At 65.9% G+C, this 12854-nt stretch carries 12 protein-coding genes; 3 read left to right on the top strand and 9 right to left on the bottom strand.

What is annotated here, in order from left to right:
- Window positions 1-242 precede the first annotated feature (242 nt).
- Window positions 243-479 (top strand): cysteine-rich CWC family protein, encoded by a 237-nt coding sequence (locus tag AB4Y44_RS01680; protein ID WP_342920216.1) that lies wholly within the window; start codon window positions 243-245, stop codon window positions 477-479.
- Here the strand turns inward: AB4Y44_RS01680 and AB4Y44_RS01675 are convergent.
- A complete protein-coding gene (locus AB4Y44_RS01675) occupies window positions 469-2142 on the bottom strand; it encodes a hypothetical protein (protein WP_368698526.1) in 1674 nt (557 codons plus the stop codon). The two genes, AB4Y44_RS01680 and AB4Y44_RS01675, sit on opposite strands and share 11 nt — an antisense overlap.
- Before the next feature lie 117 nt (window positions 2143-2259).
- Between AB4Y44_RS01675 and AB4Y44_RS01670 the strand changes: the two genes are divergently transcribed.
- A complete protein-coding gene (locus AB4Y44_RS01670; protein WP_368698525.1) occupies window positions 2260-3693 on the top strand; it encodes an ATP-binding protein in 1434 nt (477 codons plus the stop codon).
- A gap of 18 nt (window positions 3694-3711) precedes the next feature.
- The gene (locus tag AB4Y44_RS01665; RefSeq protein WP_028203192.1) at window positions 3712-4254 is read left to right on the top strand and encodes a response regulator transcription factor; all 543 of its coding nucleotides are present in this window, start codon (window positions 3712-3714) and stop codon (window positions 4252-4254) included.
- A 73-nt stretch (window positions 4255-4327) separates the two neighbouring features.
- Here AB4Y44_RS01665 and hslU read toward each other — a convergent pair whose 3' ends face one another.
- From hslU to dapF, 8 genes are all read right to left on the bottom strand, one after another.
- Complete coding sequence (gene hslU, locus AB4Y44_RS01660) at window positions 4328-5677, bottom strand: ATP-dependent protease ATPase subunit HslU (protein ID WP_342924430.1); 1350 nt, start codon at window positions 5675-5677, stop codon at window positions 4328-4330.
- Window positions 5678-5713: 36 nt separating this feature from the next.
- Entirely contained in the window at window positions 5714-6250 is a 537-nt protein-coding gene (gene hslV, locus AB4Y44_RS01655) for an ATP-dependent protease subunit HslV (protein ID WP_238465739.1), read from the bottom strand.
- A 341-nt stretch (window positions 6251-6591) separates the two neighbouring features.
- Window positions 6592-7011, bottom strand: coding sequence for an RNA polymerase-binding protein DksA (gene dksA, locus AB4Y44_RS01650; protein ID WP_028203189.1), 420 nt, complete (start codon window positions 7009-7011; stop codon window positions 6592-6594).
- 596 nt (window positions 7012-7607) lie between these two features.
- Window positions 7608-8693 carry a GTP-binding protein gene (locus AB4Y44_RS01645; RefSeq protein WP_368689580.1) on the bottom strand — a complete coding sequence of 362 codons (1086 nt, stop codon included), beginning with the start codon at window positions 8691-8693 and terminating at the stop codon, window positions 7608-7610.
- A 221-nt stretch (window positions 8694-8914) separates the two neighbouring features.
- The gene (locus AB4Y44_RS01640) at window positions 8915-10117 is read right to left on the bottom strand and encodes a class I SAM-dependent rRNA methyltransferase (protein WP_342924429.1); all 1203 of its coding nucleotides are present in this window, start codon (window positions 10115-10117) and stop codon (window positions 8915-8917) included.
- 63 nt (window positions 10118-10180) lie between these two features.
- Entirely contained in the window at window positions 10181-11083 is a 903-nt protein-coding gene (gene xerC / locus AB4Y44_RS01635) for a tyrosine recombinase XerC (protein WP_342924435.1), read from the bottom strand.
- Between the two features lie 57 nt (window positions 11084-11140).
- On the bottom strand, window positions 11141-11824 hold the full coding sequence (locus AB4Y44_RS01630; RefSeq protein WP_342924428.1) for a DUF484 family protein: 684 nt from the start codon (window positions 11822-11824) through the stop codon (window positions 11141-11143).
- Between the two features lie 130 nt (window positions 11825-11954).
- Complete coding sequence (dapF, locus tag AB4Y44_RS01625; RefSeq protein WP_342924427.1) at window positions 11955-12821, bottom strand: diaminopimelate epimerase; 867 nt, start codon at window positions 12819-12821, stop codon at window positions 11955-11957.
- Window positions 12822-12854: the final 33 nt, after the last annotated feature.

Below are 12854 nucleotides of genomic sequence, written 5' to 3'. Positions count from 1 at the left end.
GAAACAGGCCGGATTGTACAGGACTGGCGCGGTGCAGCAGGGAAAACGGCGGGGAAAACGACGCGCGTCCCACGCCCGGCGAGGCACGTGCGCAACACGGGCGCGGGCGTATCGGCAGCGCCGCAAAACGGGGCGAAATCGGCGGGGAAAGGCGGGCGTGGCAAGCGAGGCGCAGGACCCGCGCGCGGGCTGTGGCATCATCTTCCTGTCGCCAACCCATGGCTTCGAGAGGAGTGCGTGCCATGACCGCCTCCGCCGTGCCCGCCACCGGCATGAAAAGCGCCCGCTGCCCGCGCTGCGGCAACAGCTTCGATTGCGGCAGGAACACCGAACCCTTCGATTGCTGGTGCAAGTCGCTGCCCGCCTTGCCCGCGAGCGAGCTGGACTCGCGCGGGCGCTGCCTCTGCCCCGAATGCCTCGCGGCGGCGGCGGCGCCGGCAGCGAGCGCCGCGCCGAAGGGCAGGAGCGTTATGCCATGAATGGCGCGCCGAGTTGCGCGTTGCGTTGCGCGCCGTGCGCGAGCGCCGCGAGATCGGCGCTCACCTCGTCGAGCACGGGTTGCCACTGTCTGAACACCTTTTGACGGTACAGCCGGGTATTCGGATACCACGGACTGTCGCGCCGATCCAGCAGCCAGACCCAATGCGGATTCACGTCCAGCAGTACCCAGGCGCGCTTGCCGAGCGCGCCCGCAAGGTGTGCGCTCGACGTGCACACGGAGATCACCAGGTCGAGCGCATCGACGAACGCGGCGGTGTCGTCGAAGGTCTTCCACTGAGCGCTGAAGTCGGTCACCTCGAAGCCCGCTTCGTGCGCCGCGGCGATGTCCTGCTGTGCGCCGGGCTGCAGCGAATAGAACGCCACGCCCTCGATGCCGCCGAAATGCCGGGCATACCGCTCGAGCCCGACGCGACGAAACGGATTGCGTTTGTGCGTGAGGCTGCCCGTCCATGCGAGCCCGACCTTCAGGCGCGGTTCGATCGCAAGGCGCTCGCGCCAGCGCGCCGCCGCCTCGGGATCGGCCTTGAGATAACCGGTGGGGCCCGGGATCGTCGCTTCCTCGGTGCCGAATATACGTGGCAGGCTCAATAGCGAGATTTCGCAGTCGTAGGGAGGCAGGTTTTCGACGGGACCGCCCGCGCAGTACAGGTCGCAATGGCGGCCCAGGCTGCGCGCGAGCAGCGCGCCCATCTGCGGAAACGAATTCCAGACGAGCCGGCCGCCTTCGCGATGCACGCGTTCGGCGAGCATGGGCACGTAGCGGCAAAATTGCAGCAGGTCGCCCATGCCCTGTTCGCCCCAGACCAGCAATGTGCGCCCCGCGAGCGTCTCGCCTCGCCACTCGGGCTTCGGGAACACCGGGCGGCCCATGGCCAGCTCACTCGACCCCTGCCAGCGCATCTCGTGTCCGGGCCAGCCCTCGGCATAGTTGCCGCGCAGAAGCTGGGTCATCGACAGGTTCGAGCGTAGCGATGCGTCGTTGGGCGCATACTGGCAGGCGGCGCGCGCGGCGCGTTCGACCTCGTCCCACTGCTGCGCTTCCTTGCAGGCCATCGCACGGTTGTTCAGGGCGAGCGGGCTTCGCGGTGCGAGTTCGAGCGCGCGGCGACTGGCGTGGAGTGGACGCGCCGCGTCGGTATCGGTTGGGAACACGCGCGCCAGGTTGATCCAGGCGTTGACGTTGGCGGGCTCTTCGGCGACCGTTTCTTCGAGCAGCGACAGAATCTCGCGGTCTCCAAAATTGATCTGCATCAAAGCTGTTGCAAGATTGTTGCGCAGATTTGGAAACGTACGCGCGATTCCAAGCGCGTGGCGGTAAGGTTCTACCGCTTCGGCATGACGGTTTGCAAACTGCAGCGCGAGGCCCGCTGAGAACCACGCGGCGGCGCGCTCCGGGGCGAGCCGGGCGATCGCGGCGCTCAGGCGTACGGCTTCTTGCGCGAGGGTGCTGTCCTGTGCGCGAGCGGCGATGTGCATGAGCGCGTCGTCGTCGAGGCCGCGCAGCGCGGCGCGCGTGGCGGCCAGCAATTCGTGTGCGGACGCATCGGTCGCCTCGTCGGTTCCACTGGCCGCCGCAGCGTCGATGAAATCGAGAAAGAGATTGCGCACGGTGTGGAGTACGTCAGGGGGCGAGGCTTGCATTGTTCCGTCTGGCTTGTCAGAAAGCGCCGAAGCAAAAGTGGTCGGCGGATGACATAGATTGAAGCAAACCCTTTCAAGATGATGAATCAGATAAGTCTTAACCGGTAAACTGACAGCATGCATCGCATAACCGTCAGTGCTCGCGTCAATCTCAGCCATCTGTTCTGGCTGCGCAGTCTCGCCATCATCGGCCAGCTCTGTACGATCGCGTTCGTGCAGCTCTTCATCGGCGTGCAGTTGCCGCTGCCCGCCATGCTGTTCGTGATCGCCATGGAAGTGGCGTTCAACGGCGTGACCTGGCTGCGCGTCACGCAGGATCGTCCCGAATCGAATCTCGAACTGTTCGGCCAGCTCTGGGTCGATCTCGGCGCGCTTTCCGCGCTGCTCTTTCTTTCCGGCGGCACGACCAATCCGTTCGTCTCGCTCTACCTGCCCTCGCTCGCCATCGCGGCCGCCGTGCTGCCGTGGTATCTCACCGCGTGGCTCGCGGCCTTCGCGGTGGCCTGCTACGTGCTGCTCGGCTTCGACAACGTGCCGCTCAATCTCGACAATCCCGCCAACCTGTTCGACTACTATCGCGCGGGCATGTGGGTGAACTTCATGGTGAGCGTGTGCCTGATCGTGTGGTTCGTCGCGCGTATGTCGCGCGCGCTGCGCCAGCGCGACACCGCGCTTGGCGACGCGCAGCAGCGCCTGCTGCGCGACGAACGCGCCGTGGCGCTGGGCGTGCAGGCCGCCACCGTGGCGCACGAGATCGGCACGCCGCTCTCGACCATCGCCATGCTCACCGAGGAGCTGCGCGACGTCGCGCGCACGGACAAGGGCCTCGAACCGTATGCCGCCGACCTCGAGCTGCTCGACAAGCAGATCTCGCTTTGCACCTCGGCGCTCGCACGGCTGAGGAGCCGCGCGTCGTCCACGGGCGCGCGCCAGCTCGTGAGCGAATGGCTCGGGCCGTTCGTCGAGCAATGGCGTCTGCGTCATCCGCACGTGAAGTTCGAACTCCTCGACAATGGACCGGGCGACTTCGCTCTCGACGACACCGTCGCCGTTGGCCAGATCCTCACCATCCTGCTCGACAACGCCGCGCGCGCCAGCCGCGATTTCGTGACGCTGCGCGCCTATGCGGCTGCGCGAGCCGGGTACGTCGACTTCGAAGTTTGCGATGCGGGGCCCGGCATTCCGTCGTCGCTGCGCGCCTCGCTGGGCGCCGCGCCCGTGGACAGCACCCAGGGCGGTCACGGCGTCGGACTGTATCTGGCGTTTTCGTCGGCGGCACGGCTTGGCGGCTCGATCGAGCTCAACGACGTCACGCCGCCCGGCAGCGCGTCGGGCGAAGTGTGCGGCGCGGACGACGAGACGTCGGCCGGCATCGTAACGGGCAGCGGCATGCGCACGCGCCGCCCGCGCGGCACCCGTGCGGTGCTGCGCCTGCCGGCGAAGCCGGTCAAGGCGGGTCAGGCGAACTCCGCGGCGGCGCGCGAGGGCGCAGCGCCTGCGGGTTCGGAGATTGGATCAGGCGAGGGGCCGACCCGGCCCGACGCCGCGTAACAACACGGAGAATTAGGCATGAGCGATATGAGTTTTCTGGTCATCGACGACGACGAAGTGTTCTCCGACATCCTCACGCGCGGCCTCACGCGGCGCGGCTTCGAGGTGAAGCAGGCACACAATGCGGAAGAGGCGATTCGCTTCGCCAACCAGCAGAAGTTCTCGCAGATCACCGTGGACCTGCATCTCGGCAACGACTCAGGCCTGTCGCTCATCGCGCCGCTGCGCGAACTGCAGCCGGACGCACGCATGCTCGTGCTCACGGGCTACGCGAGCATCGCCACGGCGGTGCAGGCCGTGAAGGACGGCGCAGACAACTATCTGGCCAAGCCCGCCAACGTCGAGATGATTCTCTCGGCACTCCAAAGCGATGCGAGCGCCATGCAGGCCGAAGAGGCCATCGAGCACCCGGCGCCGCTCTCGGTCGCGCGCCTCGAATGGGAGCACATCCAGCGCGTGCTGGCCGAGCACAACGGCAACATCTCGGCCACGGCGCGCGCGCTCAACATGCACCGGCGCACGCTGCAGCGCAAGCTCGCGAAACGCCCGGTGCGCCAGTAAGCACGGCTGCCCCAGGCGCGGCAAAAGAAAAGGGACCCCGCGGGGTCCCTTTTTCATGCGCCATGCGTAACGTTTAGAGCACGTAACGCGACAGGTCTTCGTCCTGCGCCACTTCGCCGAGTGCATTGTCGACATAGGCGGCGTCGATGGTCACGCTCTTGCCGGCGTGATTGCCGGCTGCGAACGAGACATCTTCCAGCAGCTTTTCGATCACCGTGTAGAGTCGGCGCGCGCCGATGTTCTCGGTCTTCTCGTTCACCGAGAAGGCGATTTCCGCGAGGCGGCGAATGCCGTCTTCGGCGAAATCGAGCTGCACGTCTTCAGTGGCGAGCAGGGCCTGATACTGCTTCACGAGGCTCGCGTCGGTCGCGACCAGAATCGCTTCGAAGTCCTTCACGGAGAGCGAGTCGAGTTCCACGCGAATCGGGAAACGGCCCTGCAGCTCGGGAATCAGATCGCTCGGCTTCGAGAGATGGAACGCGCCGCTCGCGATGAACAGGATGTGATCGGTCTTCACCATCCCGTATTTCGTGTTGATGGTCGTGCCTTCCACGAGCGGCAGCAGATCGCGCTGCACGCCCTGACGCGAAACTTCGCCGCCGCTGCCCTCGTTGTTGCGCGAGGCGATCTTGTCGATCTCGTCGAGGAACACGATGCCGTTCTGCTCGACGTTCTGCACGGCCTTTTGCTTGACCTCTTCGTCGTTGAGCATCTTGCCGGCTTCCTCGTCGGTCAGCAGCTTGAGCGCTTCCTTGACCTTCACCTTGCGGCGGGTTTTCTTGCCGCCGCCGAGATTGGCGAACATCGAGCGGATCTGCTCGGTCATGTCTTCCATGCCCGGGGGGCCCATGATGTCCATGCCCACTTGCGGCTGCTCCACGTCCAGCTCGATTTCCTTGTCGTCGAGCTGGCCTTCGCGCAGTCGCTTGCGGAAGGTCTGACGCGTCGTGTTGTCGCCGCTTTCGGCGTGGCTCCCCGCATCGGACGAACCGAAGCCTACCGGGCGCGCCGTCGGCAGCAGGATGTCGAGGATGCGGTCTTCGGCCTGATCCGTGGCCTTGCTGCGCACCTTGCGCATTTCCGTTTCGCGCGTCTGCTTCACCGAGATCTCGATGAGGTCGCGCACGATGCTGTCCACGTCGCGGCCCACGTAGCCCACTTCGGTGAACTTGGTCGCTTCGATCTTGATGAACGGCGCGTCCGCGAGCTTCGCGAGACGCCGCGCGATTTCGGTCTTGCCGACGCCCGTCGGCCCGATCATGAGGATGTTCTTCGGCGTGATTTCCTGGCGCAGCGGCTCGGCGACCTGCTGGCGGCGCCAGCGGTTGCGCAGCGCGACGGCCACGGCCTTCTTCGCGTTCGCCTGGCCGATGATGTGCTTGTCGAGTTCCGAGACGATCTCGGCGGGGGTCATGGTGCTCATCCTGATTCCTTCTCGTCGGTACGGTCGGTTGGCGAGTTATTCGATGGTTTCGATCACGCGGTTGTGATTCGTGTAGATACACATGTCGCCCGCGATCTCGAGCGATTTTTCGACGATCTCGCGCGGCGAGAGTTCGGTGTTCTCCACGAGTGCGCGGGCCGCGGCCTGCGCATACGCGCCGCCCGAACCGATCGCGCAGATGCCTTCTTCGGGGTCGAGCACGTCGCCGTTGCCGGTGATCACGAGCGTGGTGGTCGCGTCGGCGGCGATCAGCATGGCTTCGAGGCGGCGCAGCATGCGGTCGGTGCGCCAATCCTTGGCGAGTTCGACGGCGGCGCGCGTGAGGTTGCCCTGATGCTTTTCGAGCTTGGCTTCGAAGCGGTCGAGCAGCGAGAACGCGTCGGCGGTGCCGCCGGCGAAGCCGACCATGACCTTGCCGCCGTAAATGCGCCGGACCTTCTTCGCGCCACCCTTCATGACGATGTTGCCGAGGGTGACCTGGCCGTCGCCGCCGAGCGCGACCTTGTCGCCGCGCCGCACGGATACGATCGTCGTGCCGTGAAATTGCTCCATGTGCGTTCCTTTTTACCGTTGATGCCGGGTTGGATGCGAAGGTGGTGTGCCTGCCGCTTTCGGGTGGGCCCCGCGGTGCTCGCGCGCCGTGCACGCTGCGGGCGCCGCTGCCCTGAATCCGGGTGCTTCGCGCGCGCCTATCTCGCGCCGCGAGCGCATATCAGTTGCAGTTTAGGGCGGCAATGGGCATATCAAGGGCCGCCGGCGCAGAAAACGGTACGCCGGCCCGGTGGCGCGGCGGCCACGCGCGCAAAAGAAAAAAGCGCACGGGGCTCCGTGCGCTTCGACAGGGAAGGCAAGTCGCTAGCCGCGCAAGCAGGGCTTCGCGGCCAGAATAAAGCTCAATCGCCGAACAGCTTCTGGCGCAGTTCGCGGCGCTCTTGCGCTTCGAGCGAGAGCGTGGCGGTCGGGCGCGCGAGCAGACGCGGGATGCCGATCGGCTCGCCCGTTTCTTCGCACCAGCCGTAGTCGCCGGAATCGATGCGCGCGAGCGATTGCTGCACCTTCTTGAGCAGCTTGCGTTCGCGGTCGCGCGTACGCAGCTCGAGCGCATGCTCTTCTTCGATCGTCGCGCGGTCGGCCGGATCGGGAACGATCACGGTTTCGCGCAGATTCTCAGTGGTCTGGCCCGCATTGCGGAGGATTTCCGCCTGCAGCTGTTCGAGCCGGTTCTTGAAGAAGGCGAGCTGATCCTCGTTCATGTAATCCTTGTCGCTCATCTTCAGGATTTCGGCTTCGGTCAAGAGTCGTTTCGTCGTCATCTGGCTTGCTTCTTCAATGAGTGAGGCAAAACTGGCACATCTTGCCTGCACTTTTGTGTTGCCCGCAGTGGCCGCGGTGGCCTTTACCAACCCTTACCACTTTGCCAGGCGCAGTTACCGCGCCGTTATATGCGCGCTGGCGGGCACGGACGATGAACTGTCGTGACGCCCGAAGCGCCGCTGCGGGGCCGAACTCCTCTGGAAACCGGTCATCAGATGCTTCTGAGGCATATATCGTACCGACTGCGCGCTGCGACGCGATGCGCTGCCGGCGGGGCGTCCCTCGGCTGAATTCCGGGGCACCTCTCTTCCAGTGGGGCCGTATTGTAACCGAACCGCAAACTCGCGCCGCAAGCGGGAAATCCCTGCTGTGGCCCGCCTGCTACCAGGCCGTTTGCGAACCGGTCGATATCCAGAAAATATAACGCGCCAATCGTGAAAAAGCGATGGTCGGGTACGTTATTTGACGCACGAAGCCGGAAGGAAATCTTTGCGCAGGCCGCAAACTCGGCGCCGCCGCCGCGTCGCAGTGCACAAACTCCAGACGAAAACGCCCGGCAGCGGGCCGGGCGTATCGGGAAAAGCGGGGAAGTGCGTCAGGCGAGGCAGGCGTCGAGCCCGTCGGTGATGAGGTCCTGCGGCAGCTCGATGCCGATGAACACCATCTTGCTGCCCTTCTTCTCGATCGGCAGCCACTTGGCGGCCAGGTCGCTGCCCATCATCTGGTGCACGCCCTGGAACACCACCTTGCGGTCCACGCCCTTCATGTAGAGCACGCCCTTGTAGCGCAACAGGCGCTCGCCGTAGATCTGCAGGATGCCGCCGAGGAAGTCTTCGAGGCGGTTCGGATCGAACGGACGGTCGCTGCGGTAGACGAACGACTTGATCTTGTCGTCGTGGTGCGCGTGATGGTGATGGCCGTGATCGTGGCCTTCGTGGCTGCACTGGCCGTGATCGTGGTCGCAATCGGCGTGGTCATGATCATGCGCGTGGTCATGATCATGGTCGTGATGCGCATGAGCGTGATCGTCTTCGGCGAGGAAGTCGGGGTCGATCTCGAGCTTGGCGTTCAGGTTGAAGCCGCGCAGGTCGAACACTTCCTTGATGTCGGCCTCGCCGAAATTGACCTGGCGGATCTGCGCCTTCGGATTCATGTGCAGCACGCGATGGCGCAGGTCGGCGAGTTCATTCTCGTCGACGAGGTCGGCCTTCGTGATGAAGAGGCGGTCGGCGAAACCGACCTGGCGCTGCACCACTTCGTGCTCGTCGAGCTGATGGTTGCCGTGCTTGGCGTCCACGAGCGTGATGATCGCGTCGAGCAGGAATTCGTCGGCGATCTCGTTGTCCATGAAGAAGGTCTGCGCGACCGGGCCCGGATTGGCGAGGCCGGTGGTTTCGATCACCACGCGGTCGAAGTCCAGCTTGCCGTCGCGCTTTTGCTGCGCGAGGTCGCCGAGCACGCGCGCGAGGTCGCCGCGAATCGTGCAGCAGATGCAGCCGTTGCTCATCTGGATGATCTGCTCGGTGCTGTCCTGCACGAGGATTTCGTTGTCGATGTTCTCTTCGCCGAACTCGTTCTCGATCACGGCGATCTTCATGCCGTGCTTCTCGTTCAGGATGCGCTTGAGCAGCGTGGTTTTGCCGCTGCCGAGAAAGCCGGTCAGGATGGTGACGGGAATCATGCTGGTTGCCATGCTGTCTGCCTGGTAGGTGTTCGAGGGGTACGTTCAGGCGCGCCGCTTCGTGCTGTCGCTGCCTTCGAGTGTTACAACATAACTTCCTATTGAAACATATCTGCGCCGCGCCCGCATGCGGCGGCCGGGCGCGAGGCCCAATCGGGGCACGAACAGACGGCCCGAAAGGCGTTCCGGCGCGCCGCCGAAAAGCCTCAAGTAAGGCCGCCTCAGGCGATTTGCAACAGCAGGCCCTTCAGATATTCGCCTTCCGGGAACGCCGTGAGCAGCGGGTGATCCACACCCGCGCCAAGGCGCTTGAGGATGCGCGCGTCCACCCTGGCGTCGGCGGCGGCGCCGGCCACGATCTTCTGGAACAGCGCCGAATCGATCGCACCCGAGCACGAGTACGTGAACAGCAGACCACCCGGACGCAGCAGCTTGAAACCCGTGAGATTGATGTCCTTGTAGGCGCGCGCGGCGCGGTCCACGTGCTCGCGCGAGGCCGCGAACTTGGGCGGATCGAGCACCACGAGGTCGAAGCGCTCGCCATCGTCGTAGAGGCGGCGCAGCGTCTTGAAGGCGTCGGCGTCGAGCCAGGCGGCGAGGGCGGCGTCGAAGCCGTTCGCCTCGACGTTCTTCTGCGCCGTGGCGAGCGCTTCGCCCGAGGAATCGATCGACACCACGCGTTTCGCACCGCCCTTCATGGCCGCGAGCGAGAAGCCGCCGGTGTAGCAGAAGCAGTTGAGCACCTCGCGCTCGCGCGCGTAGGTCTGCACGAGCGCGCGGTTGTCGCGCTGATCCACGTAGAAGCCGGTCTTGTGGCCGTTGCGCACGTCCACGTGATAGCGCACGCCGTTCTCGCTCGTGATGATCGTGGCGGGCGGTTCGTCGCCGGCGAGCAGGCCGGTGATCTGTTCGAGCCCTTCCTTTTCGCGGATCGACACGTCCGAGCGCTCGTACACGTTCGGGCAGCCCGTCGCCGACGTGAGCGCGGCGACGATCGCCTCCTTCCACGCCTCGACGCCCGCCGCCATGAACTGGCACACGAGCTGGCCGCGACCGTCGCCGCCGTCTTCGATGTAGTAGTCGACGATCAGGCCGGGCAGGCCGTCGGCCTCGCCGAAGATCAGGCGCACCGCGCCCGTGCCGCTCACCATCGCGCGGCGGTCGGCCACGGCGCGCTGCACGCGCCGCTTGAAGAACGCGTGGTCGATCGGCTCGTTTTCGTCGAAGCTCCACACGCGCGCGCGGATCTGCGAATGCGGGCTGTAGGCGGCGCGCCCGAGAAAGCGGCCGTCGGCCGCGCGCACGATGACGGTCGCGCCTGGCGTGGGCTTGCCTTCCACGTGGTCGATCGCGTTCGCGTAGACCCACGGATGGCGGCGCAGCAGGGATTTTTCTTTGGACGGCTTGAGGGTGACGATATTCATGATGGCTTCGATGCTGGGTAACGGCACTCGTGTCGCGCAGCGTTGCGCGAGCGCCGTGGCGTATCAATCGCGCTTCTTGGCGCGCGGATGCGCGGTGTCGTAGACCTTCGCGAGATGCTGAAAGTCGAGCGACGTATAGACCTGGGTGGCCGAGATGCTCGCGTGACCGAGCAGTTCCTGCACGGCGCGCAGGTCGCCGCTCGACTGCAGCAGGTGGGTGGCGAACGAGTGCCGCAGCACGTGCGGGTGCACGTTCGCGGGAATGCCCGCCGCGATGGCGGCGCGCTTCACGCGCTCGCGCACCACGCCGGGCGCCATGCGGTTGCCGCGCACGGAGAGAAAGAGCGGGGCGTCGTCGTGCTTCACGAAGGCGCTGCGAGCGGCGAGCCAGGCGTCGAGCGCGTCGAGCGCCTTGCGCCCGACCGGCACCATGCGGTGACGGTTGCCCTTGCCCAGCACCTCGACTTCGGCGGCGTCGCGCTTGAGCCAGCCCGCCGATTCGTAGCCGTCGCGCTTCACGTAACGCACGTCGAGGCCCACGAGTTCGGCGAGCCGCAGCCCGGACGAGTAGAACAGCTCGAGCATCGCGCGGTCGCGCAACGCCTCGGGGCCGCCTTCCTCTGTGCCGGCGACGGCAGGCGCTTCCATGAGATGCGCGGCGTCGTCGACCGAAAGCGCCTTCGGCAGCGTCTTGGCGCGCTTGGGCGCACGCACGGCGGCCACGGGATTCGCGTCCATCTCGATGCGCCCCGCGAGCCAGCGATAGAAGGCGCGCCACGCCGAGAGCCGGTGCGCGATCGAGCGCGCCGAGAGGCCGCCCGCATGCGCGCGCGCCACCGCGCCACGCACCTGCGCGGCGGTGACCGTTTCGAGCGGCTTGCCGTTGGCGAGCTTCTTCAGCTCGTCGAGTTCATGCGTGTAGCCGCGCAGCGTGTGCTCCGAGAGCCGCCGCTCGTGTTCGAGCATCGCGAGATAGGCGGCGATCGGATCGGTCGGGTTCACGTTGGGCGGCCTGGGCGGGTGTCAGTGCGGCAACAGGCGCGAGAGTGCCGCGCTCGCGAGTGCGCCGATCTGCGTGAGAAAGTCGGTGGCCATGCCTTCGTGGAAGCGGCGCGGGTCGGGCGAGCCCATCACCAGCAGGCCGAAGGCTTCGCCCACTGGCGCGTCGTTCGAGGCCACAGCGGGGGCGCGCAGCGCGATGATCGCAACCGATTCGGCGGCGCCGTCGCTCGAGTCGAGCCATTGCGCGGCCTCGAAGCCGGTGTTCGCACCGCAGTACGGCGTGTCGAGACTGTTCGCAAAGATGCGCACTTCCTCGCCGGTATGGCGCGCGAAGTCGGCCTGGCTGTAGGACTCGGCCACGTCCCACACGCGCAGCGCGGCTTGCGGCATGTCGAACACGTCGCGCAGGTTCTGCGTGATCGAGCGCGGCAGCGCGTACGGATCGCGCTCGGCGATCATGCGCGTGGTCCAGCGGTTGAACTTCGAGGCGATCGAATCGTTCTCGTGGCCGTAGCGCAGCAGCTCGGAGAGACGCCGCTCGAGATGCTTGTTCTTCTCGCGCAGCATTTCCATCTGGCGCTCCTGCAGCGAGACGGCAGCCTTGCCGTGCGGATTGCCTAGCTTGATCGTCGCGAGCAGTTCGGCATGCTCAACGAAAAAATCGGGGTGGGCGAGCAGATAGTCGGCAACTTCGCGATCGTTCATGTTGTGGACGCGTTGTAGTTGTGAGGCGCGCACGGCGGCGCGCGGTCTGTCATGCGGTGGATGGTTTTCGGGTCTTCGTGCAGCGCGACGTTCTCTCGTTGCGCACGCCGCACGAGGCCGATGGTGCGTGTCAGTCGGCCAGCTCGATCTCGCCTTCGAACACCGTGGCAGCCGGGCCCGCCATGGTGAGCGCGGCGGATTCATCGCGTGCGCCGTCCCAGGCGATGGTCAGGATGCCGCCGTGGGTATGCACCTTCACGGGCGTGTCGAGCAGCCCGCGGCGAATGCCCGCCGCCACGGCCGCGCATGCGCCCGTGCCGCACGCGAGCGTTTCGCCTGCGCCGCGCTCGAATACGCGCAGCTTCACTTCGTGGCGCGAAACGATCTGCATGAAACCGGCATTCACCTTGTTCGGGAAACGCGCATGCGTTTCGATGACCGCGCCTTCGGCCTTCACCGGGTACGCCTCGACGTCGTCCACGACCTGCACCGCGTGCGGGTTGCCCATCGAGACGACCGACACCCAGCGCCGGGCGCCGTTCACGTCGAGCGGCCAGAGCGTGTCGTTGCCTTCGCGGCGGCCTTCGAGGCCGTTCGCGTTGAACGGCACGAGCGCCGGTTCGAACTCGGGGCGGTCCATGTCGACGACGACTTCACCGTTTTCCTGCACGACGAGCGTGATCGTGCCCTTCTGCACCTGCACGCGCACGCGGTTCGAATCGGTGAGCTTGCGGTCGCGCACGAATTTCACGAAGCAGCGCGCGCCGTTGCCGCAGTGCTCGACCTCGCCGCCGTCGCAATTGAAGATGCGATAGCGGAAGTCCACGCCTTCCACGGTCGGCTTCTCGACCAGCAGCAACTGATCCGCGCCGATGCCGAAGTGGCGGTCGGCGAGCGCGCGCACGCGCTCGGGCGTGAGCGCGAGGTCCTGGCTGTAGCCGTCGAGCACGACGAAGTCGTTGCCCGCGCCGTGCATCTTGGTGAATTTGAGTTTCATGCCGCCATTGTAAGCGAGGCCCGGGCGAAAACC

The organism is Paraburkholderia sp. BR10937 (genome assembly GCF_040965695.1).
Taxonomy (GTDB): Bacteria; Pseudomonadota; Gammaproteobacteria; order Burkholderiales; family Burkholderiaceae; genus Paraburkholderia.
The sequence above is the reverse complement of the archived record's forward strand: the minus strand, read 5'-3'. Positions and strand labels throughout refer to the sequence as shown.

Coding starts and splice junctions, on each gene's coding strand:
- AB4Y44_RS01680 (WP_342920216.1), top strand. CDS start 243: ATGACCGCCTCCGCCGTGCCCGCCACCGGCATGAAAAGCGCCCGCTGC.
- AB4Y44_RS01675 (WP_368698526.1), bottom strand. CDS start 2,142: ATGCAAGCCTCGCCCCCTGACGTACTCCACACCGTGCGCAATCTCTTT.
- AB4Y44_RS01670 (WP_368698525.1), top strand. CDS start 2,260: ATGCATCGCATAACCGTCAGTGCTCGCGTCAATCTCAGCCATCTGTTC.
- AB4Y44_RS01665 (WP_028203192.1), top strand. CDS start 3,712: ATGAGCGATATGAGTTTTCTGGTCATCGACGACGACGAAGTGTTCTCC.
- hslU (WP_342924430.1), bottom strand. CDS start 5,677: ATGAGCACCATGACCCCCGCCGAGATCGTCTCGGAACTCGACAAGCAC.
- hslV (WP_238465739.1), bottom strand. CDS start 6,250: ATGGAGCAATTTCACGGCACGACGATCGTATCCGTGCGGCGCGGCGAC.
- dksA (WP_028203189.1), bottom strand. CDS start 7,011: ATGACGACGAAACGACTCTTGACCGAAGCCGAAATCCTGAAGATGAGC.
- AB4Y44_RS01645 (WP_368689580.1), bottom strand. CDS start 8,693: ATGATTCCCGTCACCATCCTGACCGGCTTTCTCGGCAGCGGCAAAACC.
- AB4Y44_RS01640 (WP_342924429.1), bottom strand. CDS start 10,117: ATGAATATCGTCACCCTCAAGCCGTCCAAAGAAAAATCCCTGCTGCGC.
- xerC (WP_342924435.1), bottom strand. CDS start 11,083: ATGCTCGAACACGAGCGGCGGCTCTCGGAGCACACGCTGCGCGGCTAC.
- AB4Y44_RS01630 (WP_342924428.1), bottom strand. CDS start 11,824: ATGAACGATCGCGAAGTTGCCGACTATCTGCTCGCCCACCCCGATTTT.
- dapF (WP_342924427.1), bottom strand. CDS start 12,821: ATGAAACTCAAATTCACCAAGATGCACGGCGCGGGCAACGACTTCGTC.